The following is a 25,598-nucleotide window of genomic DNA, read 5'->3' as shown; positions in this document are numbered from 1 at the left end:
GAGACCGCATGTTCGAACCCGCCCAGCTGCGGTCCTTCCTGGCGGTGGCCGAAACACTGAGCTTCACCAAGGCCGCGGAACGGCTGGGCCTGGCGCAGCCGACGGTGAGCCAGCACGTGCGCAAGCTCGAGGCCGCCGCGAAGCGGGTCCTGGTGGCACGGGACACCCGGGACGTGCGCCTGACCGACAACGGTGACGCCATGGCCGGGTTTGCCCGCAGCATCCTGTCCGCGCACGACGCCGCCTCCCGCTACTTCTCCGGCTCGGCCATGCGCGGCCGCCTGCGTTTCGGCACGGCCGACGACCTCGCGATCACCGGCCTGCCGAGGATCCTGCGGGAGTTCCGGCAGGTCTACCCGCAGATCAATCTGGAGCTGACGGTGGGCCAAAGCGACCAGCTGTACAAGCGGCTCAACGCCGGCCAGCTGGACCTCGTCTTCGTCAAATGGGTGGCCGGGGCCAAGGACGGCACGGTGGTGCAGCAGGACTCCTTCGCCTGGGTGGGCCTGGAACAGACCTCGCTGGACCCGGCGGAGCCTGTGCCGCTGATTGCCTACCCCGCGCCCAGCCTGAGCCGGAAACTGGCCATCGACGCGCTCGAATCCGCCGGCCGGACCTGGCGGATCACCTGCACCACGCGACAGATCAGCGGGGTGCTGGCCGCGGTCCGCGCCGGGATCGGGGTCGCGGTCATGCCGTCCTCGCTGGTGCCGGACGACCTGAAGATCATTACCCGGCGCTTCGACCTTCCGCCGGTGGGCGACGTCGATTTCACCCTCATCCGCAACCCGCTGGCCAACACCGAGGTGATCGAGGCCCTGACCCAGACCATCGCGGGCCGGACCCTGAAGCGCCCCTCCTGAGCGCCCCTCCTGAGCGCCCGGGAGGGACACCTGCGTACTCGCTGATGTACCTACTCGGATTGCGTACTTACGCATACCATTGATCCACTCGAGATCGTGGCCTATCCTGAGTATGTTGAAGGTCAAGCAGAGGCCAATGACAACGATTCGAAATACGAACGCTGTCCTGTGTGTCTGCCGTGCGGCGACCCTCCGGAAGCGTTCGGGATAGGCCGACAATGACGCCAGCCGTTAACCGCCCCCACACTCCCGCATCAGCCCGAAGCTTCCAGCAGATAGGCCCGCTTTCCCAGGTCGTGCACCGCGGTTCCGCCGCGCACCACCCCAGCCGCGGACGTCTGGACCCCCACCCGGCGACCTTGGTGGAGGCCGAGTACGTCGGCAGCCCTTACTGCGAACGCTGCGGCACCGACGAGTTCATCTACCTGGAGACTTTTGTCCCGGCCACTCACCATCGGGACGGTTCCATCAACAAACTGGGCGAAGTCACGTACTTCTGCTCCGGTTGCGACGACTTCTCCGCCCACGCCGTGCCTGCCTCGTGGGTTCCTCCAGGCTGGTACTTCGGCTGAGTCAGCCGGCAGGCTCCTAGCCGGGCCACAGAGACCACGAGCCGGGCGGCCACTATTGGAGGGTGGCCGCCCGGCTCGTCTTTTTGTTGCCCAGGATGCGCGCCTCCGGGGCGGCGGCCCCCTAGATCAGTCCGTCCGAGATGTGGTTCGGGGTGCCGAAGCGGTGGTCCGTGATGCTGACGGCCTGCTCGTGCAGGAATGGCAGCAGTTCAACGCGCCCGGCTTCGGTGACCGGGTGGAAGTAGACCGCCAGGTCGGGACGTCCGCCGGTCGCCCCGGCCAGGGCCTTGGCGTCCCCGCCGATGAGCCGGATCCGCGAGGTTGAGAGCCGGGCCGCGCCGGCGAGCCGGGCCGCGGAGCCCAGCCAGTCGGCGTCGTTCTCGACGGTCACGTCGATGCCGAGGCCGGAGAGCACGGTGTGCAGCCGGGCGGGGGGTTCGACGGCGGTGGACACCGTCAGCGCGGAGCCGGCAAGAACGCCGACCGCCACGGTCCGGACCAGGTGGGCGAGGGGTTCGCCTTCGGAGAGCCGCACCGTGACCGGCAGGGCACGGTAGCGGAAAATGTTCCGCTCGGCGCTGAGCCCAGAGACGTCCCTGGCGGTGCCGAATTCCTCGGTCCAGGCAAGGGCGTCGGAGGCCAGGGCACGCTGCAGCGCTTCCAGTTCGCCGTCGGCCAGGAAGCCCCGGGCTGCCTGCTCGAGCCGTCGGACGCCGGCGTGCACAGCCGACTCGCCGGCGGCGGCGCTGGGCCGGCTGACCCATTCGCCGAGCCCGACGAGGTAGTTGGGCCCGCCGGCCTTGGTGCCGGCGCCGACGGCGGACTTCTTCCAGCCGCCGAAGGGCTGGCGCTGCACGATGGCGCCGGTGATGCCGCGGTTGACGTAGAGGTTGCCGGCCTGGACCGTGTCGAGCCAGAGGTCCAGTTCCGCCGGGTCGAGCGAGTGCAGCCCGGAGGTGAGGCCGTACTCGATCTGGTTCTGGATGGCGATGGCGTCCTCCAGGGTTGCGGCGGTCATCACGCCCAGGACAGGGCCGAAGAATTCTGTGAGGTGGAAGTAGGAGCCGCGGCGCACCCCGTAGCGGACGCCCGGGCTCCAGAGCCTGCCCGTCCCGTCCAGCTGCTTCGGCTCGACGGCCCAGCTTTCGCCTTCGCCGAGGGTGGTGAGGGCGTTGAGCAGCTTCCCGCCGGCCGGTTCGATGATGGGGCCCATCTGGCTGGCCGGATCCTCGGGGTAGCCGACCTTCAGCGAGGTGACGGCGTCGATCAGCTGGTTGTGGAAGCGCCGCGATTTGGCCACGGATCCCACCAGGATCACCAGCGAGGCGGCGGAGCACTTCTGCCCGGCATGGCCGAAGGCGGAGTACGCGACGTCCTTGGCGGCCAGGTCCAGGTCGGCGCTCGGGGTGACGATGATGGCGTTCTTGCCGCTGGTTTCGGCTAGCAGCGGCAGGTCCGGGCGGAAGGACCGGAACAGTTCGGCGGTCTCGTAGCCGCCGGTGAGGATCACGCGGTCCACCGCGGGGTGGGAGATCAGCTGCCGGCCAAGCTCGCGCTCGCCCAGCTGGACCATGGTCAGGACGTCCCGGGGGACGCCGGCCTCCCAGAGGGCCTCGATCATCACGGCCCCGCTGCGGCGGGCCTGCTTGGCGGGCTTGATCACGACGGCGGAGCCGGCGGCGAGGGCGGCCAGCGTGGAGCCGGCCGGGATGGCGACCGGGAAGTTCCACGGCGGGGTCACCACTGTGAGCTTGGCCGGGACGAAGGTGGCGCCGTCGACGTCGTCGAGCTTGCGGGCCGCCTCGGCGTAGTAGTGCGCGAAGTCGACGGCCTCGCTGACCTCCGGGTCGCCCTGGTCGATGGTCTTGCCGGTCTCGCTGGCCATGACCTCGAGCAGGTCGGCGCGGCGGGCTTCCAGGACATCGCCGGCGCGGTGCAGGATCGCCGCACGCTCGCCGCCGGAGAGGGCGCCCCAGGCCCTGCCCTTTTCCAGTGCGGTGTCGATCACCGTGTTGAGGGTCTGCTCGTCGTTGATCATGGCGGTTTCGACGGCGGCGTTGCCGAGGGTGGAGGACGGGACCCGCTCCAGGATGGCACGGCCCCAGTCGCGGTTGGCCGGCAGGGACGGGTCGGTGTCCGCGGTGTTCTCGAAGGAGTCGCGCGGCATCGGTTCGGCCGGAAGGCTGCGGTTCTGACGGCGGTTGGGCGGCGGGACCTCGTCGTCGAGCCTGGCGAGGGAGGCGAGGAAGCGCTGCTTCTCGCGTTCGAAGAGGGATTCGTTCTCGCTGAGTTCAAAGACCGCGGACATGAAGTTGTCCTGGCTTGCGCCTTCCTCGAGCCGGCGGATCAGGTAGGCGATCGCGACGTCGAATTCGGCCGGGTGGACCACGGGGGTGTAGAGCAGGAGCGAGCCCACGTCTTGCTTGACGGCTTCCGCCTGGCCCTGGGCCATGCCGAGCAGCATCTCGAACTCGATGCTCTGCTCTGCGGTATCCGCGATGCCGCGCTGTTTGGCCAGCAGCCAGGCGAATGCGATGTCGAAGAGGTTGTGGCCGGCGACGCCGATCCGGATGTTGCCGATCCGGTCAGGGTGCAGCGCGTAGTTGATGACGCGCTTGTAGTTGGTATCCGAGTCCTGCTTGGTGCCCCAGGTGGCGAGCGGCCAGTCGTGCAGGGACGCTTCGACCTGCTCCATCGGCAGGTTGGCGCCCTTCACCACGCGGACCTTGATCGCTGCGCCGCCGGCGGCGCGGCGGGTGGCGGCCCAGTCCTGCAGGCGGATCATGGCGGCGAGGGCGTCCGGGAGGTAGGCCTGCAGCACAATGCCAGCCTCGAGGTCCTTGAACTCCGGCTTGTCCAGGATCCGGGTGAAGACCGCGATGGTCATGTCCAGATCCTTGTACTCCTCCATGTCCAGGTTAATGAACTTGGCCTTCCCTCCGCCGACGGCAAAGGAGGCGGCGCGGGCGAAGAGCGGGGTTAGCTTCTCGACGACGTGCTCGACGGCCTCGTCGAAGGCCCAGGCCGAGTGCGGAGCCACCGTGGAGGAGACCTTGATGGACACGTAGTCGACGTCGGGACGGGAGAGCAGCTTGTGCGTTCCCTCGAGGCGGCGCGCGGCCTCGTGCTCGCCGAGCACGGCCTCGCCCAGGAGGTTGACGTTGAGCTTGATGCCGTCCTTGCGGATCTTGGCGATGGCCGGGCCCAGCTTGGCATCGGTGGCATCGACGATGAGGTGGCCGACCATCTCACGGAGCACGCGGCGGGCGATCGGGATGACCACCTGCGGCAGCGCGGGGGCCACGGTGCCGCCGAGGCGCACGGCGCCGCGCATGTACCAGGGCAGGAAGGCGGGGACCTTGGGGGCCAGCGTGGCGAGGTTGCGGGCGGCGACTGCCAGGTCCTCGGGGCGGACGACGCCGTCGACGAACCCGACGGTGAAGTCCAGGCCGTTGGGATCCTTCAGGACACCGGCCAGCTGCTCGGCGGAGGCGTCCACCGGGACCTTCGCCGCCTCGGTGAGCCAGTGGCGTACCAGCCCGATGGTCTCCTCGGCGAGGGCTGCGGCCTCAAGGACCGGGGAGCCTTCCGAGACGGGTGCGTGCCCGGCTGCGCTGCCGTCGTTCACACCGGACTCCGTTGAAATGTTGGTCATGGCTGGTACTCGTTCTTTCTCAATATATGGATCGTTCCAGATTCAGTATGCGACCCGATTTTCATAAGATAAAGCGATGTTTTCCGAGCAATACTGGTTAGAAACGCCGAAGGTTCTCGAGGCGGGTTTTACCGTTTCCCGAACGCACGAATGCGCTATCACTTTTGGCTCCCAATGAGGTTGAATGGGAGCCAAAAGTGATAGCGCAACTCGGGCTGAACGGCTAGGCGACGGGGCGGTGCATCTCCACGAGCTCCTCGTGCCGCGGGCTGTCGGGGTTCATCAGCGAGTGCTTGCGCCCGTAGCCGAAGTAGATGACCAGGCCGATGACGAGCCAGATGCCGAAGCGGGCCCAGGTCTCCCAGTGCAGCTGGAACATCAGGAACGCCGATGCCAGCACACCGAAGGCCGGAACCAGCGGCATCAGGGGAAGCCGGAAGGTTCGCGGGGCGTCGGGCTTCTTGTAGCGGAACACGATGACCGCGGTGCAGACGACGACAAACGCGGCCAGGATGCCGATGTTCGTCAAGTCGGCGACGGCCTTGATCGGGAACACTCCGGCGAGCAGTGCGGAGGCGATTCCGGCGATCCAGGTGACGCGCTGCGGGGTGCCGTGGCGGTCCGTCTTGGCAAACCAGCCGGGGAGCAGCCCGTCGCGGCTCATCGAGAACCACACGCGGGTGACGCCAAGCAGGAAGGTGAGCATCACGGTCAGGATGGACAGCACGGCAAAGACCGAGATGATCGTGGCGATCACCGGCAATCCCACGCTGTTGAATGCGGAGGCGAAGCCTGCCTTGGGGTCGATTTCCTGGTAGTTCTGCATTCCGGTGAGCACCAGGGTGGCAGCGACGTACAGGAGCATCGCGACAATCAGGGACATGATGATTGCCTTCGGCATGTGCTTCTTGCCGTCCTTCGCCTCTTCCGCGGCGGTGCTCATCGCGTCGTAACCGAACACGGCGAAGAACACCGTGGCCGCTCCCGCCACCACCGGGCCGAACCCGCTGGGCATGAACGGGTTGTAGTTACCGGTGTCGATGTAGAAGATGCCGAGACCAATGATGAAGAGGATCAGGACGACCTTGATCGCCACGGCTATGAGTTCGAAGCGGCCGAACGTCTTGGTGCCGCGGGACAAGATCCAGGTCACGATCAGGCAGACCGCTATCGCGGGGATGTTGACGATGCCACCGGTGCCTTCATCCGGCGTCGCAGTCATCCAGACGGGCATATTGACACCGATGCCGGAGAGGAAGGCGTCGAAGTAGCCGGAAATGCCGATGGCCACCACCGCGACAATCGCGATGTATTCCAGCAGCAGGTCCCAGCCGATGAACCAGCCGATGATTTCGCCAAGCGCCACGTAGCCGTACGTGTACGCCGAACCGGCCCGCGGGATCATGCCGGCGAACTCGGCGTAGGACAAGGCGGCCGCCGCGGAGGCGAGGCCGGCAATGAGGAAGGAAAACAATACGGCCGGGCCGACGCCGGGCTCGGTCTCGCTGCCGTGGGCCACGAGGCCCGCCAGGGAGAAGATACCGACGCCGATGATGCCGCCGACGCCGATGGCCGTCAGCTGCCAGAGCCCGAGGCTCTTCATCAGTCCGCTGTGGAGGTTTTCTTCCTCGATGTCGTCGATGGGCTTCCGCCGCATGATCGACCTGTCTATGTCTTTTGTAGCCATCAGGGTCTCCTGCTCAGGTGTGGTACCCATCAATCCACCCTGTGATGGGAATTACGTAACGACAACAGTATGCAACCGGGATTGCATTAGATAAAGTGAATTCTCCTAATCAATAACCATTAGAATTCACAAAGGAATGGCGATGTTGGATGTCCGGCGGTTGCGCCTGCTGCGCGAACTGAAGATCCGGGGCACCCTGGCCGAAGTCGCGGAGGCGCTACAGTACAGCCCCTCCTCTGTCTCACAGCAGCTGGCCCTCCTGGAAAAGGAAGCCGGCGTCGAGCTGCTGCGCAAGACCGGACGCCGGGTCCAGCTCACGCCGCAGGCCGAGGTTCTGGTGGCCCACACGGCGCAGCTGCTGGAAACACTGGAACAGGCCGAGGCTGATCTGGCCGCCTCGCTGACCACCGTGACGGGCACGGTCCGGATCGCTGTCTTCCAGTCGGCGGCGCTTGCCCTGATGCCGGACGCCCTCACCCGGATGTCGTCACGCTATCCCGAAGTGAGGATTGAAATGACCCAGCGGGAACCGGAAACCGCACTTCACGAGACCTGGGCCCGGGACTTCGACCTGGTGATTGCCGAGCAGTACCCCGGACACGCGGCACCCCGGTACGCCGAACTCGACCGGCTCCGGCTTACCCGCGATGCGATCCGCCTCGCCGTTCCGCCCCGTTCCCCCGGGCGTCCGGCAGTAACGGCACTTCCGGAGACCGCCGGGCTGGCCTGGGTGATGGAGCCGCGCGGGGCGGCGTCACGGCACTGGGCCGAGCAGGCCTGCCGCAGCGCCGGGTTCGAACCCGACGTCCGCTACGAGACGGCCGACCTGCAGGCCCAGATCCGGCTGATCGAATCCGGCAACGCCGTGGCGCTCATGCCGGACCTGGTCTGGACCGGGCGGGGGACGACGTCGGAGCTGATCACCCTGCCCGGTGATCCGCACCGGACGATCTTCACCTCGGTGCGGCGCTCCAGCGCCACGCGGCCGGCCATCCTCGCTGCCCGGGAGATCCTCGCCGAGACTGCCGCGTCCATCCCGCCCGCCGGCCCGTGACGGTGGCCGGCGGTGTCGGTTGGCTCACAGCGCTTCCGGCGGGCCGGCGCTAGACTGGTGCCGTTATGAATCGCACAATATTCAAGTCCAAAATCCACCGCGCCACGGTCACGCACGCGGACCTCCACTACGTCGGTTCGGTCACCGTGGACCTGGATCTGCTGGAAGCGGCCGACATCCTTCCCGGCGAACTGGTGTCCATCGTCGACGTCACCAACGGCGCCCGGCTGGAGACCTACACGATTGCCGGCGAGCGCGGTTCAGGCGTGATCGGAATCAACGGTGCTGCCGCGCACCTCATGCACGAGAACGACATCATCATTCTGATCACCTACGCCCAGATGACCACGGATGAGGCGAAGGGCTACAGCCCCAGGGTGGTCCATGTGGACAAGGACAACAAGATTGTCCAGATCGGCAACGACCCGGCGGAGGGCCACACCCCCGGGATCATGCGCCCGCCGTACGCGCTGAACAACGCCGCGCTCAACTGACGCCCCTCAGCCGCGGACGGACTTCCGCCGCAACAGGCGCCCGGCACTAACAAAGCTGATTAGTCTGGGAGGGTGACCGCCACTCCTGCCCCGCCTTCGCTGCCGCGGACCGCCGCGTGCTAGAGGTCCTGGCCGGGTTCTTTGTGGTCTGGTGCATCATCCTGGTGGGCATGTTTGTCGGCCGGCGCGGCATCCTGGGCGAGAACGCCCGCTCCGTGCTGAGCGCCCTGACGTTCTTCGTCGCCAGCCCGGCCCTGCTGTTCGAAACGCTCAGCAAGGCCAAACTGCAGGACATCTTCGCCGCACCGCTGCTGGTCACAGCGTTGGGGGCCATCGCGACGGCGGCGCTGTTCTTTATCATTGTCCGCTTCCTGCTTAAACGCTCCGTGCCGGAATCGCTGGTGTCCTCCATGGGCGCCTCGCTGGCCAACTCCGCCAACCTGGGCATCCCCATCGCCGTTTACGTCCTCGGGGACGCCAGCTACGTGGCCCCGCTGCTGATCTTCCAGCTGGCGTTCTTCACGCCGCTGTTCCTCATGGCCCTCGACGCCACCACCAGCAGCCACCGGACCACGCCGCTGGGCTTAGGGCTCATGATCCTGCGGAATCCGATGATCGTGGGCTCCGGCCTGGGCCTCCTTGTCGCGGGGACAGGCTGGCAGGTCCCGGAGCTGGTGATGCAGCCCATCCACCTGATCGGCGGCGCCGCGATTCCGGCCATGCTGCTGGCCTTCGGGATGAGCCTCAACGGCTCCCGGCCGCTGCAGGCCTCGGCCGGCCGGCACCTCGACACCCTTCTGGCCAGCGGTTTCAAGCTCATCGTCCACCCGGCGCTGGCCTATGTTTTCGCCCGCTTCGCCCTCGGCATGGAGGACCAGGCGCTCTTCGCGGTCGTCGTCACGTCGGCCCTGCCCACGGCGCAGAACGTCTTCGTCGTTGCCAGCCGGTACCAGACCGGCCTCACGGTCGCCAAGGACACCGTGCTCATCACGACCATCGTCGCCGTGCCGGCCATGATCGGCGTCGCGCTGCTGCTTGCCTGACGCCCGCCCCGCCCGGCACATGCTTATGCCAGCACCAGGGGCAACGCGGGGTCAGATCGTACCCATTCCGGGCCCCGGCACGGGCGCGAGGTGACCCCGCGTTGCTGTCGGCGCCGGTAGGCTGGGACCGGTCTTAGGCTGTTCCGCCGAGACCTGGGGGCAACAGCACGAAGTGGGGAAGATTTGCAAAGGGTGAGACCACGCGGCACGGCGGGATCCAGCACCGCCAGGTCCGGCGCCGTCGACTGGATCGCCGCCGGGCTGGCAGGACTGCTGCTGGTCTCCGCCACAGCCTGCGCCGACCCCGGGGCGGCCCCGGCCGCAGCGCCTGCCCCGGTCACGAGCTCCAGCGCCCCGGCCGGAAGCCTCGCGCCCACCACCGAAGCCGGCATACCGGCCCCCGGCACACCGGCCCCCGGCACAAGCGGGGGCGCCCCAACCCTGCAACCGGCCGCTGCCGGCAAGGCCCTGGAGGTGCTGGCCACGATCCCGATCAAGGGCCGGGCCCCAAAAACGGGCTACTCGCGCGAGCAGTTCGGCCAGGCCTGGGCCGACGCCGACCGCAACGGCTGCGATACCCGCAATGACATGCTCCGCCGGGACCTGACCGATCTCGCCCTCAAGCCCGACACCCGGGACTGCGTTGTCCTCTCCGGGATCCTGAACGACCCCTACACCGCCACCCTGATCAACTTCCTCCGCGGCACCAGCACCAGCCCGGACGTGCAGATCGACCATGTGGTGGCGCTCAGCGATGCCTGGCAGAAGGGCGCCCAGCAGCTCACCGAGGCCCAGCGGCTCTCCTTCGCCAACGATCCGCTGAACCTGCTCGCGGTGGACGGCCCCACCAACCAGCAAAAGAGCGACGGCGACGCCGCCACCTGGCTGCCGCCGAACAAGTCCTACCGCTGCGACTACGTGGCCCGGCAGATCTCGGTCAAGTCCAGCTACGGGCTGTGGGTCACCCGGGCCGAGCATGACGCGATGGAACGGGTCCTGGCCGACTGCCGGGACACCGCCGCGCCCGCCGGCCAGGCAGCACCGGGACCGGCCGCACCCCAGACGGCGTCCCCGGCCGCTCCACCTCCTCCGGCCGACGGCGCCGCACCCGCACCGGCCGCGCCACCCGCACCGGCGGCCGTGTACTACGCGAACTGCGCTGCCGCCCGCGCCGCCGGGGCAGCGCCGCTCCGGGCGGGCCAGCCGGGCTACCGCGAGAAGATGGACGGCGACCGCGACGGTGTCGCCTGCGAATAGCGGGGCGTCTGCGAATGGCGGGACGCCGGTCAAAGGGGCGCCCGCGAATAGCGGTCTGGCCGGTTCAACCCCGGGATGCGCTTAGTTCGCCGGCAGTGCGTCCAGCAGCCGCGCGCAGCGGATGAAGCCCAGGTGCGAGTACGCCTGCGGGTGGTTGCCCAGGTGCGTCTCGGTGCCCGGGTCGTACTCCTCCGGCAGCAGCCCGGTGGGCCCGAACAGGTTGACCAGCTGGTCGAACAGGTCCCATGCCTCCTCAATCCGCCCCACCGCCACGTAGGCCTCGATCAGCCAGGTGGTGCAGATGTGGAAGCCGCCCTCCAGGCCCGGCAGGCCGTCGTCGTACCGGTAGCGGAACACGGTGGGCCCCACGCGCAGTTCCCGTTCCACCGCCGTGACGGTGTCCAGGAAGCGCTGATCGGAAACATCCAGGAGCCCGGAGAGCCCGATGTGCAGCACCGCGGCGTCCAGGTCTGGGCTGTCGTAGGCCACGGTGTAGGACGCTGCGCTCTCATCCCAGCCCTCGCGCAGGACCTCCTCCCGGATGACCGCCGCCGTCGGCTCCCACTCCGGCAGGGGCGTCCGGCCGTGCCGCGCCGCGGTGCGCAGCGCCCGGTCCAGCGCCACCCAGCACATCACCTTGGTGTAGATGTGGTGCCGGGGTGCCCGCCTGGCTTCCCAGATCCCGTGGTCCGCCTCGTGCCAGCGGGCCAGCACGGCCGAGGCCATCTGGACCATCAGCTCCCAGTGCGCGTCGTCCAGCACCCCCTGCCGCGCGCTCAGGGCGTCGATCAGCTCGGCGATCGGCCCGAACACGTCCAGCTGCACCTGGTGGTCCGCGGCGTTGCCGATCCGGACCGGCCGGGAGCCCGCGTATCCGGGGAGGCTCTCGATGATGGCTTCGGTGGACAGCGGCGCCCCGGTGACGGAATACAGCGGGTGCAGCCACTCCGGCCCGGGGGCGTGGGCCAGGATCCGGCCCAGCCAGGCCAGGAACCCCTCCGCCTCAGACGTCGAGCCAAGGTCCACCAGTGCGTTGACCGTCATGGAGCCGTCCCGCAGCCAGCAGTACCGGTAGTCCCAGTTCCGGGTGCCGCCGATCCCCTCCGGTAGCGAGGTGGTCGGCGCCGCCAGCACGGCGCCGGTGGGCTCGTGGACCAGGGCGCGGAGCACCAGGGCGGACCGGCGGACCAGGGAAGGTTTCACGGCCGGCAGCTGCAGCGCCTGCACCCACCGCCGGGAATGATGCGCGACGGCGGCGCGGCGCGAGTTCTCCTCCGGCGGTTCCGCGCGCTGGGGTTCCGTGTCGCCGCAGCGCAGGTTCAGCACCACCGGGCCGTGCCGCAGTTCGACGTCGGCCGTCGCGGTCGCGTGGCGGCCGTCCGAGGTGAGGGTGAAGCTGACGCCGGGGGCGAGCAACATGATCGGGTCCGCGGTCCCCACGACGTGCAGCTCCTCGCGGCGGGCCTCCATGATGAAGGGCGCTTTCGCGTAGTCCGGGCGGGGCGCAAAGACAATCCGCGCCGTTCCCGTGCCCGAGAGCACCCGGACCAGGCTCGTCACGCCCTCCGGCGCCGGTTCCAGGTAGTCAGTGACGGTGACGTCTGCCCAGCGGGTTTCCACGATCATGGTGCTGTCCACATACCGCTGGCCCAGCACCTGGGAGGCCTTCACCGGTTCCACCGAAAAGTGGCCGGCCGCGTCACCGCCGAGAAGATGCGCAAAGAGGGACCCCGAGTCCGGCAGCGGGTGGGTCATCCAGCAGATCTTGGCGTCCGGGGTGATCAGCGCAGTGGAGGCGCCGTTGCCGATCATCGAATGCCGCTCCAGGCCGACGGCGTCCTCCCCGAACAGCCAGGCCCGCCGCAGCTCAAAGAGGATGGCCAGCACCCGGGCGAAGGACTCGGGGTCGCGCAGCCGGTGCGCGGCCAGGGTGGGGCCCTGCCCCACCCGCAGGGCCATGTCCGGCCCGCGCAGGGTTGCCATCGCCTGCTCATCGCTGGCGGCGTCCCCCGCGTACAGGGCGGCGCTGGCGCCGAGCATGGAGCGCAGGTGTTCGAGGGCGGCGCCCTTGGCCGGCTCCACCACGGACAGGTCCAGGACCGAGCCGTCCACGATGAAGGACAGCCCGTGCGCCCGGGCGATCGCCTCGGCCTGCTCGGCGGCTATCGCGGCGACGTCGGGGGCGGCCGGCCGCGTGTGCACGGACACGGCCACGGGTTTTCGCACGATGGTGATGCCGCGGTACGCGCCGACGGTTTCGGCGAGTGCCTGGCTGGCCTGCTGGAGCACGGATTCCGTGGCGAGCGAGAGCCCGTGGGCGTACCCCATATCGAATTCGGCGCCGTGCGAGCCGACCAGATGCACCTCCGCCGGCAGCCGAGAGACGGCGGCCAGATCGCGCAGGGAACGCCCGGAGATGACGGCCGCGTGGGTGTTCGGGAGGGCGGCCAGGGCCCGGAGCGCAATCGCGGCGCTGCCCAGCGGCAGGGTCTCGGTGGAGGTGCCTTCCGCGGCGCACAGGGTCCCGCCGTAGTTGCAGGCCACGAGCAGACCGGGGGTGCGGGCCAGGATCTTGAGTTCGGCCAGCAGTTGTGGCGTCAGCCCGTCGTCGGCGGCGTCGGTCTGCACGAAAGCACGGAGCAGGCCCAGCGGCAGGGATTTCGTCTGGAGGGCAGAGTCGGTCAGGGACTGGTTGCGGGGAGTGGGCATGTGCGGAGTCCTTCGAGTATTCCCCAATGCCTGCATGAGACCGTCCGTGAAGGACGTACTCCCATTATCCTCCAAAACCCCGGTTTCGCGCGGGTGTCCCAGCGGTTGCAGCTGTGTAACATCCGCAGGGCACATGACGGGGTTGGCCCTGCGCCGGCCGCGTCACACAGGGCCGGTTATTGGCTCAGGAATTGCCCTCCTGCCGCGCCGCGCGGCTCCAGGACGCGCTCGGGCCGGCCTACACCCGGACCAGTCCGGCGACGTCGGCCAGCAGCTGCACGGAGCGCAGCCGGGCTTCGGTGCCGGTGCTCTGGTGCGCCACGATGAGCTCGTCGGCGTCGGCGTGGGCGGTGAATTCGTCCAGGTATTCCAGCACGGCGTCCGGGGTGCCCACGGCAGAATACTTCATCATCTGGGCCACGTGCTGGCCCTGCGGCGAATCCAGGATCATGTCCGCCTCGTCGTCGCTGAACTCGCGGCCGTTGCCGAAGAACAGCGAGACGCGGGCGCGCTTGGTGGCCTGGAACATCCGCTGCGCCTCGGCCGCGGAATCGGCCGCAATGACGTTGACGCCGGCGATCACGTGCGGGGCGTCCAGCTGCGCGGACGGCTGGAAGTCGCGGCGGTAGATCGCGACGGCGTCCTGCAGCGCGTTGGGCGCGAAGTGCGAGGCGAAGGCGTACGGCAGGCCCAGCTGCGCGGCGAGCCGGGCCCCGAACAGCGAGGATCCCAGGATGTACAGCGGCACGTCGGTGCCCCTGCCGGGGGTGGCTTCCACGCCCTGAATGCGGGTGGGGCCGGTCAGGTAGCCCTGCAGCTCCAGCACGTCCTGCGGGAAGCTGTCCGAGGACATCGGGTCGCGGCGCAGGGCCCGCAGCGTGTTCTGGTCACTGCCGGGCGCCCGGCCCAGGCCCAGGTCGATCCGGCCCGGGTGCAGGGTCTCCAGGGTGCCGAACTGCTCGGCGATGGTCAGCGGCGAGTGGTTGGGCAGCATCACGCCGCCGGCTCCGAGCCGGATGCTCCCGGTCTGCGCGGCGACATGGGCGATCAGCACACTCGTGGCCGAGGAGGCGATGGCCGACATGTTGTGGTGCTCGGCATACCAGACCCGCCGGTACCCCAGCTGCTCAGCAAGCTGGGCCATGGCGACGCTCCCCGCGAGGCTCTCTGCCGCCGTCTGGCCCTTGCCGATGGTTGCCAGGTCAAGGATGGAAAGCGGAACAGTCACGGAAAAGCCGGCCTTTCGTAGCGGGGAAGTCTCAGGTGCCGCACCGGATCCCGGCGCGGGCACACTGTCGACAACGACGCCGGGCCCCGGGTTATTTCTGCCTCCGCTGTGGCGCTGCCCATGCAGCGGGCGGCTCAGGGGCAGGAGTAGTTGTAGTCCAGCCCGGACGAGACGTACTGCGTCAGGGCGACGCGGCTGCCGGGGGTGAGCGCCGGCAACGAGCAGTTGGATTTTGCGCTTGTGAGCGACCGAGCCCCCGCCAGCCAGCTGGGCAGACCCGCGAGCGGGCTGCTGGACGAGACCGTGCCGGCAATCTGGTTCCACTGGTAGCCGGTGGAGTACAGGCCGACCTTCGCGTGGATGCTGGTGAAATAGGCGGCCATACCCTCGAGGTCCGCGACATTGGCGGCCTTGTCCGGCTGCCAGCTGTTTTCGGTCTCCACGTCCAGCCACCACAGGTACTTCTCCGGGTCGCCGATCCCGCGGATCGTGGCGTCGTCGTAGGCCTTCGCGTAGCCGTACATGAAGGAGCAGGCCCGGAAGTCGCCCGCGCCGCTGCCTCCGCCGCGGCAGGCACCGTAGGGGTTGGCCACGTCAACGCCTCCGTAGCGGTTGGAACCGGGCCACCACGAACCCTGCAGGCCGGGGTTCGCCGTGTTGACGTACAGTGCCACCCGGGGCTGGGCGGTGAGCGCCGGGGACGGGGCGGTGTTGGCCCAGGCGAGCTGGGTCGCCAGGCACGGGTTGGTGGTGTTGGCGAGTCCGTTGTTCACCCCGACGACGGCGAACGCCGGCTCTTTGGGGAGGGCCTTGCCGCACTGGGGCCAGGAAACGTCGATGCCGACCGGATCGGCGTTCCGGGGCGGGGCCGCCGAGGCGGGCACCCCGCCCAGCAGGAGCAGGCCAAGCGTGATGGCGGCGGAAACAACCTTTTTCAATACCCGGGTAGCCATGCCCCAGCTTACTTCAGGTCCCTGCCCCGGGCGGGGAAACCCGCCGCGCAGGTCGGCGGCTGGAATACTCAGCAGGCTGAAGGAGTTGTCGCCGCTATGAGCCAAGACAATTCACAGCATCCGGAACTGTCCGCCACGATCGGCCTCACGGACCTCGGCACCGTCCACCGCCTGGGGTTCGGCGCCATGCGCATAGTCGGGGACGGCGTCTGGGGCGAGCCGGCGGACCGCAAGGCCGCCATCGCCGTCGTCCGCCGCGCCGTCGAACTTGGCGTCGACTTCATTGACACCGCCGATTCCTACGGCCCGAACATCAGCGAGGAGATCCTGGCCGAGGCCCTGCACCCCTACCGGGACGGCCTTCGGATCGCCACGAAGGTCGGGTTCACGCGCACCGGCCCGCATGAATGGGTCCCGTTGGGCCGCGCCGAATACCTCCGGCAACAGACCGAACTGAGCCTGCGCAAGCTCAGAGTCGACGCGCTCGACCTGCTGCAGCTGCACCGGATCGACCCGAAGGTGGATCCGGAGGAGCAGTTCACCGTGCTTCGTGACCTGCAGAAGGAGGGCAAGGTGAAGGCACTGGGCCTGTCCCAGGTGAGCGTCGCCGAACTCGAGGAGGCCGGGAAGTACTTCACCGTCTCCACCGTGCAGAACCGCTACAACCTGACGGACCGCAGCTCCGAGGACGTGCTCAACTATGCCGAGGAGAACGGGATCGGCTTCATCCCCTGGGCACCGATCTCTGCCGGCGAACTGGCCCGGCCCGGCGGCCCGCTGGATGCCGCCGCCCAGCGGCTCGGCGCCACCACGTCCCAGGTGGCCCTGGCCTGGCTGCTGCGCCGCTCCCCCGTCATGATGCCGATCCCCGGCACCGGCTCGATCCAGCACCTCGAAGAGAACCTGGCCGCGGCCGGCGTCGTGCTGGATGACACCACGTACGCCGAACTCGAAGCCGCACGCTAACACCCCTACTTATACCCGCCGGCCGTGTGGCCGGCAGAACAGGAGCCTGACATGGCTAGCATTCTGATGGTCGTATCCGCCGCCAACTCCCTGACCATGCGTGACGGCAGCGAACACCCCACCGGCTACTGGGCCGAGGAAGTAGTTGTTGCGCACCAGACCCTCCGCGATGCCGGACACACCGTCCACATCGCCACACCCGGCGGCGCGAAGCCGACCGTGGACGAGGTGAGCCTGGCGGCCGCGTCCGCCGGCGGCCAGGACCGCGCCGACAGCTTCCGGGCGTACCTCGCCGGGATCGACGCCGAGCTGTCCGCGCCGCTGGTGCTGGCCGGCGTCGACCCCGCCGGCTACGACGCGATCGTCCTGCCCGGCGGCCACGGCCCGATGACCGACCTCTACCAGGACGCCGACCTCGGCAAAATCCTGGTCGCGGCCAACACGGCCGGCACGATCATCGCCCCGTTCTGCCACGGCCCGGCCGACCTGCTGAGCGCCACGGACGGCGCCGGGGCTTTCGCCTTCGCGGGACGCCGCCTCACCGTTTTCACCAACGAGGAGGAACTGAACGGCGGCACCGGCCCCAACACGCCGTGGTTCGTGGAGGACGTGCTGAAGGACAAGGGCGCGGTCGTCGAAAACGCCGCCGCGTGGAGCTCCCATGTGGTGCGCGACGGCAATCTGATCAGCGGCCAGAACCCGCAGTCCAGCAAGGCCGTGGCGCAGGAAGTCCTCAAGGCCCTCGCCGGGTAGCAGCGCCGCCACACCACCCGCCGGACCCGGCTAAGCTGTCCGCATGGTCATCAAATCCACCGCAGACAAAGTCGCCACCCTCCAGAAGGGCTACACCCTCGAGGGCCCCACGATTGAGCTGGGCGCCGCGATCATCGACGGCGAAGTCCACAAGGAAGCCCCCGTCCGGCTCCCGCTGTCCATGATGAACCGCCACGGGCTGGTGGCCGGGGCCACCGGCACGGGCAAAACCGTCACGCTGCACATGATGGCCGAACAGCTCTCCACCGCCGGGGTCCCGGTATTCCTGGCGGATATCAAGGGCGACCTGTCCGGGCTGGCCACGGCCGCCACTGGCAGCGAAAAGCTGATGGCCCGCACGGCCGGGATCGGCCAGCCCTGGTCCGGCAAGACGTTTCCGGTGGAGTTCCTGGCCCTGGGCGGCGACGGCAACGGCATCCCGGTCCGTGCCACCATCACCTCCTTCGGCCCCATCCTGCTCTCCCGCATCATGGAGCTCAACGACACGCAGGAATCGAGCCTGCAGCTGGTCTTCCACTTCGCGGACAAAAACGACCTTGAACTGATCGACCTGAAGGACCTGCGCGCCGTCATCCAGTTCCTCACCTCCGCGGAAGGCAAGGACGACCTCGAGGAACTCGGCGGGCTGTCGAAATCGACCGCCGGCGTGATCCTTCGTGAACTCATCACGCTCGAGGCGCAGGGCATGGAAAGGTTCTTCGGCGAACCCGAGTTCGACACGGCCGAACTGATGCGCACCGCCCCGGACGGCCGCGGGGTCATCACCTGCCTGGAGCTGCCCACCCTGCAGACCAAGCCGATGCTGTTCTCCACCTTCCTGATGTGGCTGCTGGCCGACCTGTTCGAGGACCTGCCCGAGGCCGGGGACCTGGACAAGCCGAAACTGGTGTTCTTCCTTGACGAAGCCCACCTGCTGTTCAACGGCGCCTCGAAGACGTTCCTGGACGCCATCACCACCACCGTGCGGCTGATCCGGTCCAAGGGCGTCGGGATCTTCTTCGTCACCCAGACCCCCAAGGACGTCCCCGCGGAGGTCCTGGGGCAGCTCGCCAACCGGGTGCAGCACGCTCTCCGCGCCTATACCCCGGAGGATGCCAAGGCGCTCAAAGCCACCGTCTCCACGTTCCCGATGAGCGACTACGACCTTGAGGAAACCCTCACCTCCGCCGGGATCGGCGAGGCGGTCATCACCGTTATGAACGAAAAGGGCGCCCCGACGCCGGTGGCGCTCACCCGCCTGCGCGCGCCGGAATCCGTCATGGGGCCCAGCGCCGACGCCCTGATCTCCAGCACTGTGGCCGGCTCTGCGCTGCTGCCCAAGTACGGCACCGCCGTCGACAACGTCTCCGCCTACGAGAAGATTTCCGGGAAGACCGAGGCCGACGCCGGTGCTGCGGCCCCTGCGGCCCCTTCCCCCGGCGGGGCGTCCGACGTTGACGCCGAGGCACGCCGGATCGAGGAGGAAATCCTGGGCCGCCCCAGCAGCCGGCCCGCTGCGGCACCTGACCGTCGCGAGCCGAGAAGTGAGGCCCGGCAGGAGACCCGGCAGTCACCCAGGCAGCCGGCGGACGGCGGCGGCATGGCCGGCGACCTGGCCGGCGCCTTGGGCGGCGCCCTCGGCGGCGGACTCAAGAGCATGGCCCGCTCGCTCGGGACCCAGCTCGGCCGCGAACTGCTGCGCGGCGTCTTCGGCACCGCCTCCAAGCGCCGCCGCTAGGCGGGCCCTGTCACATGGAACCCGCGTGACAAGAGGATTCCTGCGGGGTGCAGGTAACGTAAGGTGAGTGCAAATGAGTCAGGCGTTGATCAGGATCGCAGCCGCATGGCTGCTGGTCCTGATGCTTGCCGTGGCCGGAGGCATCGTTGCGATCAATGTCGTGAACAACTCACTTGCGAGCCCGCAGCAGCCTGTCCGTGAATATCTCGATGCCCTGCAGAAGGGCGAAGGCGAGAAAGCCCTTGGCCTGCTGAGCGCTTCCGTTCCCCAAAGCAACGCCGCCATGCTGGACGGCACGGCGCTGCAGACCGCCACCGCACGGATCAGCGGCATCAGGTACGGCGACGCCGAGGACCGCGGCAACAACCAGGTGATGGTGCCGATCGAGTACACGATTGACGGCAGCGAGCTGCGGACCGAGTTCCTGCTGGAGAGGTCGGGCACAGAGTGGCTGTTCTTCCACAAATGGGCCCTTGTTCCCGCCGCTCTTCCGGTCCTGGACGTCACGGTGGTCAACGCCAGCGAGGCCACCCTCAACGGGGTCCCGGTGAACATGCCCAACGGCCGCAACTCCTTCGCCGTCTTCTACCCGGGCGAGTACGAGGCCTCCGTGACCGGCCAGTACTTCTCCGCCGCGCCCACCAAGGCCACCGTGTCCGGCCGGGACGTCCCCGTGGCACCGCTGAACCTGATGACGGAAGCCACCGCCGGGCTGAAGGACGCGGTGGGCAGCAAAGTCAACGAGTTCCTGGACACCTGCGCCGACACCGCCGACAAGCAGCAGCAGCTCCAGCCGGACTGCCCGTTCTACCACACCACCAACAACAGGGTCATTGACGGCACCATCGACTGGAGCATCACCGAGTACCCCACCGTCAGCATCGAACCCTTCGGCGGGCGCTGGGTGGTGGCGCCCCTGAACGGCAAGGCGCGGATCGAGGCCCAGCAGGTGGATCTGTTCACCGGCGCCGTGACGTCCCTCAACACCGTCCACGATTTCAGCTTCACCGCGCGCCTGGACATCGACGCAGACACAGTCAAAGTCACCCCGCTCCTGAGCTACTAGCCCCCGCGGAGGCAACTGGAGCCCCACGGCGGCGGAGCATGCGTCACTCCGGGCAATGTCTTGGCTCCGGCAGCCCCACCGCAGCCCGGCCCTCCGCTGGATCCGTTGTCCCAGGCTGCCAGGAACCTGCCTGCAGTGACGCCTACACCGGCCCCGGCGATCGGCCGAGCACTGCCAGGACCTCGGCCGCCAGCATCGGCGCGGAGTGGTGCACAACGTCGTCGTCGTAGTACCGGAGCACGGAGTAGCCCTGAACCACGGACACGTTGTTGCGCCGCTGGTCCTTCTTGCCCCGGACCCACTCACCGTGGTGGCGTCCGTCCAGCTCCACAATCAGTGTGCCCTCCAGCAGCCGCGCTGCTGCCCGTGGGAGGTGCCGCGTCACCCGCAGCAGCATTTTGCTGCCGCCAACGTCGCCGAACTCCGGGATTCCGCGGAACCGGGTGCCCGTTAAAGCCAAAAGGCTGCCGTCCGTGACGCCGGGTCACGAACAGCAGCCCAGGCCGGGCCTCTTCGGCGGACGTCAGTCCATGCCGCGCAGGTCCAGCACCAGCTCGGTGTCGCCGTCGGCCTGCAGCAGCACAGGGATGCCCCAGTCCTGCTGGTACAGGTGGCAGGCGGCGTGGTCGGGGATCTCGCCGTCCGCGTCCTCCGGGCCGTCGCAGGCAGCGGCGCGGGCGGTGATGTGCAGCACGCCCTCCGCCACGTCGGCGGAAAGCTCCAGGGTGCGGGACAGCCCCACCGAGGTTCCGCCGCCGGCCAGCAGCAGCTCCGGCGGGGTGGAGGAGATCTTCAGCTGGGTCGGGTCGCCCCAGCGGTCGTCCAGTTTCTGGCCGGTGGGCGCCGTGAAGCGGACCGCCAGCTCCAGCAGCCCGGGGGCCACTGGGGTCTTGGGCCGGTGGGTCTGGGCCGCGCCCTCATCCACCTGCTGCGCTTCCTTGGGGATCGGCACGTAGACGAGCTGGTGCTTGTTCGCCTCGACGACCACCAGCAACGGCTCGGTTCCGGCGACCTGGGTGTGGTCCACGATCACGTCGGAGGGCTCGGACAGCCCGCGTGCCAGGGTGGACACCGTGCCCGAGGCGGGATCGTAGCGGCGGACGGCACCGTTGTAGGTGTCAGCGATCGCCACCGAGCCGTCCGGCAGCACGGTGACGCCCAGCGGGTGCTGCAGCCGGGCGTCGGAGGCCTTCCCGTCGCGGAAACCGAAGTCGAACAGGCCCTTGCCGACGGCGGACTCAACGGTGATGCCACCGCCGTCGCCGATCACGAGCTTGCGCAGCGCCGAGGTTTCGGAGTCCGCCACCCAGATGCTGCCGTCGGCGTCCTCGGCGAGGCCGGAGGACTGGGCGAACCAGGCTTCCTCCGCCGGGCCGTCGAGCAGGCCCTCGAGGCCGTTGCCGGCGATGATGGACACGGCGCCGGAGCGCGGGTCGAAGCTGAAAATCTGGTGCACGCCGGCCATCGCGACGACCACGGCATGGAGTTTGGTGGACCAGACCACGTCCCAGGGCGAGCTGAGGGAGACCTGAAGCGGATCCGTCTCCAGCCGGGCACCGTAGGCTGCGCCCTCCTCGTCCACCCGCGCCGGTCCCGTCTCGAGGAGCCGCTGCACGCCGTTGCCGGCCAGGGTACTGACGGTTCCGGCCGCGAGGGACAGCCCGCGCAGGCGGTGGTTCACGGAGTCGGCAACCACGACGTCGTAGCCGGTCTCGGCAGCGACGTCCGCCGGGAGCAGCACCAGGCCTTGGGGCTCATTGAAGCGGGCCGTGGCGGCGTTGCCGTCGGCATGGCCCTTGTCGCCGGAACCGTAGGTGGCGAGCACGGTCTGGAAGTCGGCGGAGAGCTCCACGAGGCGGTGGTGCCCGGTGTCGGTCACCAGCCAGGAACCCGCCGCTGAGGCGCTTCCGACGCCGCGGCCGTCGGGCAGGAACAGGGCCTTGCCAGGAAACCGCAAGGTGCCCGACGTCGGCTCCGGCGCCACATATGGCCCATCGCCGCGGTGCAGCGTGCCCTTGGCCTCGTGCTCGGCGATCAGCTCCGGGATGAGCACGGCGAGGCCATCGGCGTGGCCCTCGCCGGAGAGGTGCGCCACGATGTAGCCCTCGGGGTCGATGACGACCAGCGTGGGCCAGGCCCGTGCCGCGTAGGCCTTCCAGGTGTCCAGCTCAGGATCGTCCAGGACCGGGTGGCGGATCTCGTAGCGTTCGACGGCGGCGGCCAGGGCCACCGGATCAGCCTCGTGCTCGAACTTCGGGGAGTGCACGCCGACCGTCACCAGGACGTCGGAGTACTGCTGCTCGAGCGGGCGGAGTTCGTCCAGCACGTGCAGGCAGTTGATGCAGCAGAACGTCCAGAAGTCGAGCAGCACGATCTTGCCGCGCAGGGCTTCCAGGTCAAGGGATTTCCCGCCGGTGTTGAGCCAGTTGCGGCCCACCAGCTCGGAGGCCCGGACCCGGTGGTGGGTGCGTACGGTTTCGGTCATGAGCGTCCTTCCAGCTTTGAGTTGCGTTCGGCCAGCCGGGCATCGCGCTCGGCCAGCTTGGCAAACATATCGTTGTAAGCAGTGAGATCGGCGTCGTTATTCCTGTCCGCCGCACGGTCGGTGCGCTTGGACTCGCGCGCATCCGAACGGGACCACTGCATGGCGACGCCGATCGCCACCAGGAGCGTGGGCACTTCGCCGATGCCCCAGGCCACGGCGCCGCCCAGCTGCTGGTCCAGCAGGGCTGACGGGCCCCAGGTCCGGCCGAGGTTGCCGAAGTAGTCCGCGGCCAGCAGCCCCGTGCCGCCCATGATCGCGACGCCGAAGAAGGCATGGAAGCCCATGGTGGCCAGCAGGAGCATCAGCCGCATGGGGTAGGGCGCGCGCCGGGGCAGCGGGTCGGTGCCGATCATGGTGAGCACGAAGATGTAGCCGGTGAGGGCGAAGTGCAGGTTCATCAGCTCGTGGCCGACGTGGTCCCGCATCGCGTACCCGAACGCGTCTGAATAGTAGAACAGCACGATCGAGCCGGCGAAGTTGGCGGCGGCGAACAGCGGATGCGTCACCAGCTGGGAGAATTTCGAGTGGATGCCGATCAGCAGCCATTCGCGCGGGCCGCGGGAGCTGTCGCGGCGGGCCGTGAGCGCACGCAGGGCCAGCGTCACGGGGGCGCCAAGGACCAGGAAAATGGGGGCCACCATGGTCAGGGCCATGTGGTCCACCATGTGCGCCGAGAACAGCACCCGGCCGTAGACCGCCGGCGGACCGGAGGTCACATACGTGAGCACCCCGAGCCCGATCACCCAGTTGACGGTCCGGAACCAGGACCAGGAGTCCCCGCGCCGGAGCACCTTTCGCAGGCCCAGGATGTAGGCGACCAGGCCAAAGGCCGCGATGGCGACCCAGAGCCAGTCGGGGCGCCATTCGGTCAGCCAGCGGTCCGGGGTCAGCTCCGGCGGCAGTTCGTAGCCCGAGACGATGAAGGCCGGTGAGGCGTTCGGCGCCGGCGCCTCGCCCTGCGGCGGCGCCGAGCGGCCCAGCGCGACGGCGATGCCCGACGTCGCGGCCATGATCAGGAGCTCCGCAACGACGAGCTGCCAGAGCACGCGGCGGGCGGACAGCCCCCCGCCTCGGCTGCCCAGCTGGGGGATGACCCAGCTCCGGTGCATCAGGCCGATGCCGCCGAGGACGAGGGTCGCCGCTGCTTTGGCCAGGATCAGCTGCCCGTAGGCCGAGCCGAAGAGGTCGCTCCAGGAAGTGAGGCGGATGCTGGAGTTGATCACGCCGGAGGCGAAGACGAGGACGAAGGCGAACCCTGCCAGGGCGGAGAAGCGCCGGAACGTCGGCTCCGTGATGTCAGGGCGGCTGCCGGACTTCGAACCGGATGCGGTGCCTCCCAGCGTGCCGGACAGCAGTGCCAGCGTGATGATGCCGCCGACCCAGGCCGATACCCCAACCAGGTGCAGGCCGAGCGAATTGATGGCGCCTTCGTGGTCGGCGGAGCTGGCGGAGTGTCCGATCAGCGCTGACGGGACGAGTCCGCCGAGGGACAGCACCAGAGTTGCCGCCAGGGGCCCCCGGGAGCGGACCCCAAAGAGGGCCGTGGTGACCACGGCGGCGATGACAACTACGGCCAGCCAGGCCCGGCCGGTCTCGATATCGGTCATGAAATAGACCAGGGAGCGGGTGAACTCCGGATCCCCGGAGATCCGCTGGCCGGCGATGTCGGAGTAGCTCAGCACCAGCACGGCAATCGCCGACAGCGTCCAGACGGCCCCGGCGGCCGCGGCGATCGCCAGCGTCCGGGTGAAGGCAGGATGTTCCGGGGCGTCCCTGTCTTTGGAGCGGGAGCCTGCGTGGGAGCGGGGCAGGATTCCGACGGCGAAGAGCAGGCCGCCGATCACGGTGGCCAGGGCAATGTTGTGCACTGCTTTGCTGACCGGCAGCCCCCAGCGGACCAGGGCGCCCGGGTCTGAGACCTCGCGGGCGGCCGCGGCGCCGGAGAACACCAGCGCGGCAACAAGTCCCAGGAAAAGCGATGCCAGGGCGGCGAACAGCCAGGCCCGGGAGACTTTGCCGGAACCCGCGCTGGCGCCCCGCGCTCCCCCGGTCGGGGTGGGAGCGGCGGTGGTGGCACGGGGATTTGCTGCGGAAGGCACAGTTCCATTGTCCGCTACGCCCCGCCTGCCCGCCGAATCGAGCTGTGCCAGCAACCGGCCCGAGGACCGCGGATGGCCATGGCAGCTAACGAAAAAGGAGCGGCGACCCAGAGGGTCGCCGCTCCTTTCAAGCGTTCGAAGAAGACTACTTCTTCTTGGAGACCGCAGCCTTCAGCTTCGAGCCGGCGGTCAGCTTGACGCTGTGGCCCGCGGCGATCTGGATGGTCTCGCCCGTCTGCGGGTTGCGGCCGGTGCGAGCTGCACGGTCGGTGCGCTCAACTGCGAGCCAGCCCGGGATGGTGATCTTTTCGCCCGCGGCGACAGAGGTCTCGAAAACCTCGAACAGTGCATCCAGCACGGAGTTGACGGCTGCCTGGCTGGTGCCGGCCTTGCCTGCTACCTCTGCAACAAGTTCACTACGGTTCTTAGCCATTTATGTCCTCCTGGACGGTCATGATTCCTGGAGCCTGCACACGGCATGCGCACAAGCCACTGTTCGAAAACTTACCAGCTTGCCGCCGCCGAGGTGGCAAATTCCGCGTGTTTTCGGCCTTTTTTGGGGAAAAACCCGTGAATCGACGCCTTTCGAGGCCATATTTCGCCATCAGCGGACGCTCCCTCAGCGGGGGCAGGGTCCGACCAGGCGCTTCCTCAGATCCTCCGTGATCCGAGGCAACGCTCCCGGTCTCCCCTGGAGTCCGACGGCGGCGGCCACCCCACGGCCCCTCTGGACCCGGTGAGCTCCGGCGACGCCGGCACCTGACGCAGTGGCTGCGGTGGGCGGCGGGGAGCATGCCCCCTGCTCCCCCTTGATTCTGAGTTAAATGCAGTTAAATGCGGGAGAGCCCCGACCGTGTGGTTGGGGCTCTCGACCGTTTAATGATGTTCCGGCGGTGACCTACTCTCCCACACCCTC

Annotated in this window: 19 protein-coding genes; 10 read left to right on the top strand and 9 right to left on the bottom strand. The window is 68.6% G+C overall.

Features of this window, described 5'->3' with window-relative positions; genetic code table 11:
- Nucleotides 1–8: 8 nt before the first annotated feature.
- Entirely contained in the window at nucleotides 9–863 is an 855-nt protein-coding gene (locus QK291_RS08635; RefSeq protein WP_282380883.1) for a LysR substrate-binding domain-containing protein, read from the top strand.
- A gap of 218 nt (nucleotides 864–1,081) precedes the next feature.
- On the top strand, nucleotides 1,082–1,435 hold the full coding sequence (locus tag QK291_RS08630; RefSeq protein WP_282380882.1) for a hypothetical protein: 354 nt from the start codon (nucleotides 1,082–1,084) through the stop codon (nucleotides 1,433–1,435).
- Nucleotides 1,436–1,556: 121 nt separating this feature from the next.
- Here the strand turns inward: QK291_RS08630 and QK291_RS08625 are convergent, their stop codons facing one another.
- Complete coding sequence (locus QK291_RS08625; RefSeq protein ID WP_282380881.1) at nucleotides 1,557–5,090, bottom strand: bifunctional proline dehydrogenase/L-glutamate gamma-semialdehyde dehydrogenase; 3,534 nt, start codon at nucleotides 5,088–5,090, stop codon at nucleotides 1,557–1,559.
- 223 nt (nucleotides 5,091–5,313) lie between these two features.
- On the bottom strand, nucleotides 5,314–6,777 hold the full coding sequence (locus QK291_RS08620; protein WP_282380880.1) for an amino acid permease: 1,464 nt from the start codon (nucleotides 6,775–6,777) through the stop codon (nucleotides 5,314–5,316).
- Between the two features lie 142 nt (nucleotides 6,778–6,919).
- Here QK291_RS08620 and QK291_RS08615 point away from each other — a divergent pair, with 142 nt between their 5' ends.
- The 4 genes from QK291_RS08615 to QK291_RS08600 all read left to right on the top strand — a co-directional run bounded on the left by QK291_RS08615 (nucleotide 6,920) and on the right by QK291_RS08600 (nucleotide 10,625).
- Entirely contained in the window at nucleotides 6,920–7,831 is a 912-nt protein-coding gene (locus QK291_RS08615; RefSeq protein ID WP_282381208.1) for a LysR substrate-binding domain-containing protein, read from the top strand.
- A gap of 65 nt (nucleotides 7,832–7,896) precedes the next feature.
- Nucleotides 7,897–8,325 carry an aspartate 1-decarboxylase gene (gene panD / locus QK291_RS08610; protein WP_282380879.1) on the top strand — a complete coding sequence of 143 codons (429 nt, stop codon included), beginning with the start codon at nucleotides 7,897–7,899 and terminating at the stop codon, nucleotides 8,323–8,325.
- Between the two features lie 116 nt (nucleotides 8,326–8,441).
- Nucleotides 8,442–9,368: an AEC family transporter gene (locus QK291_RS08605; protein WP_282380878.1), complete on the top strand. Its 927-nt coding sequence runs from the start codon at nucleotides 8,442–8,444 to the stop codon at nucleotides 9,366–9,368.
- A gap of 192 nt (nucleotides 9,369–9,560) precedes the next feature.
- Complete coding sequence (locus QK291_RS08600) at nucleotides 9,561–10,625, top strand: DUF1524 domain-containing protein (protein ID WP_282380877.1); 1,065 nt, start codon at nucleotides 9,561–9,563, stop codon at nucleotides 10,623–10,625.
- An 81-nt stretch (nucleotides 10,626–10,706) separates the two neighbouring features.
- Here the strand turns inward: QK291_RS08600 and QK291_RS08595 are convergent, their stop codons facing one another.
- The 3 genes from QK291_RS08595 to QK291_RS08585 form a co-directional block, all read right to left on the bottom strand.
- On the bottom strand, nucleotides 10,707–13,334 hold the full coding sequence (locus tag QK291_RS08595) for a trehalase-like domain-containing protein (protein WP_282380876.1): 2,628 nt from the start codon (nucleotides 13,332–13,334) through the stop codon (nucleotides 10,707–10,709).
- 238 nt (nucleotides 13,335–13,572) lie between these two features.
- The gene (locus QK291_RS08590; RefSeq protein ID WP_282380874.1) at nucleotides 13,573–14,562 is read right to left on the bottom strand and encodes an LLM class flavin-dependent oxidoreductase; all 990 of its coding nucleotides are present in this window, start codon (nucleotides 14,560–14,562) and stop codon (nucleotides 13,573–13,575) included.
- Between the two features lie 134 nt (nucleotides 14,563–14,696).
- Complete coding sequence (locus QK291_RS08585) at nucleotides 14,697–15,515, bottom strand: hypothetical protein (RefSeq protein WP_282380873.1); 819 nt, start codon at nucleotides 15,513–15,515, stop codon at nucleotides 14,697–14,699.
- A 96-nt stretch (nucleotides 15,516–15,611) separates the two neighbouring features.
- Here QK291_RS08585 and QK291_RS08580 point away from each other — a divergent pair, with 96 nt between their 5' ends.
- The 4 genes from QK291_RS08580 to QK291_RS08565 all read left to right on the top strand — a co-directional run bounded on the left by QK291_RS08580 (nucleotide 15,612) and on the right by QK291_RS08565 (nucleotide 20,038).
- Complete coding sequence (locus QK291_RS08580; RefSeq protein ID WP_282380871.1) at nucleotides 15,612–16,481, top strand: aldo/keto reductase; 870 nt, start codon at nucleotides 15,612–15,614, stop codon at nucleotides 16,479–16,481.
- Between the two features lie 51 nt (nucleotides 16,482–16,532).
- A complete protein-coding gene (locus QK291_RS08575) occupies nucleotides 16,533–17,234 on the top strand; it encodes a type 1 glutamine amidotransferase domain-containing protein (protein WP_282380869.1) in 702 nt (233 codons plus the stop codon).
- Between the two features lie 43 nt (nucleotides 17,235–17,277).
- A complete protein-coding gene (locus QK291_RS08570) occupies nucleotides 17,278–18,972 on the top strand; it encodes a helicase HerA-like domain-containing protein (protein ID WP_282380868.1) in 1,695 nt (564 codons plus the stop codon).
- Nucleotides 18,973–19,045: 73 nt separating this feature from the next.
- Nucleotides 19,046–20,038: a hypothetical protein gene (locus tag QK291_RS08565; protein WP_282380866.1), complete on the top strand. Its 993-nt coding sequence runs from the start codon at nucleotides 19,046–19,048 to the stop codon at nucleotides 20,036–20,038.
- 142 nt (nucleotides 20,039–20,180) lie between these two features.
- On the opposite strand, the gene QK291_RS08560 is transcribed toward QK291_RS08565, so the two are convergent.
- The 4 genes from QK291_RS08560 to QK291_RS08545 form a co-directional block, all read right to left on the bottom strand.
- The gene (locus tag QK291_RS08560) at nucleotides 20,181–20,498 is read right to left on the bottom strand and encodes a DUF559 domain-containing protein (RefSeq protein WP_282380864.1); all 318 of its coding nucleotides are present in this window, start codon (nucleotides 20,496–20,498) and stop codon (nucleotides 20,181–20,183) included.
- A 63-nt stretch (nucleotides 20,499–20,561) separates the two neighbouring features.
- Nucleotides 20,562–22,523 (bottom strand): NHL domain-containing thioredoxin family protein, encoded by a 1,962-nt coding sequence (locus tag QK291_RS08555; protein WP_282380862.1) that lies wholly within the window; start codon nucleotides 22,521–22,523, stop codon nucleotides 20,562–20,564.
- Nucleotides 22,520–24,682 carry a cytochrome c oxidase assembly protein gene (locus QK291_RS08550; protein WP_282380860.1) on the bottom strand — a complete coding sequence of 721 codons (2,163 nt, stop codon included), beginning with the start codon at nucleotides 24,680–24,682 and terminating at the stop codon, nucleotides 22,520–22,522. Before QK291_RS08550 ends, QK291_RS08555 begins: the two co-directional genes overlap by 4 nt.
- Nucleotides 24,683–24,827: 145 nt before the next feature.
- The gene (locus tag QK291_RS08545) at nucleotides 24,828–25,115 is read right to left on the bottom strand and encodes an HU family DNA-binding protein (RefSeq protein WP_024367639.1); all 288 of its coding nucleotides are present in this window, start codon (nucleotides 25,113–25,115) and stop codon (nucleotides 24,828–24,830) included.
- Nucleotides 25,116–25,598: the final 483 nt, after the last annotated feature.

The organism is Arthrobacter sp. AL12 (genome assembly GCF_029960645.1).
In the GTDB taxonomy this organism is placed as follows: Bacteria; Actinomycetota; Actinomycetes; order Actinomycetales; family Micrococcaceae; genus Arthrobacter.
This window is presented reverse-complemented; position numbering and strand designations above follow the sequence as displayed.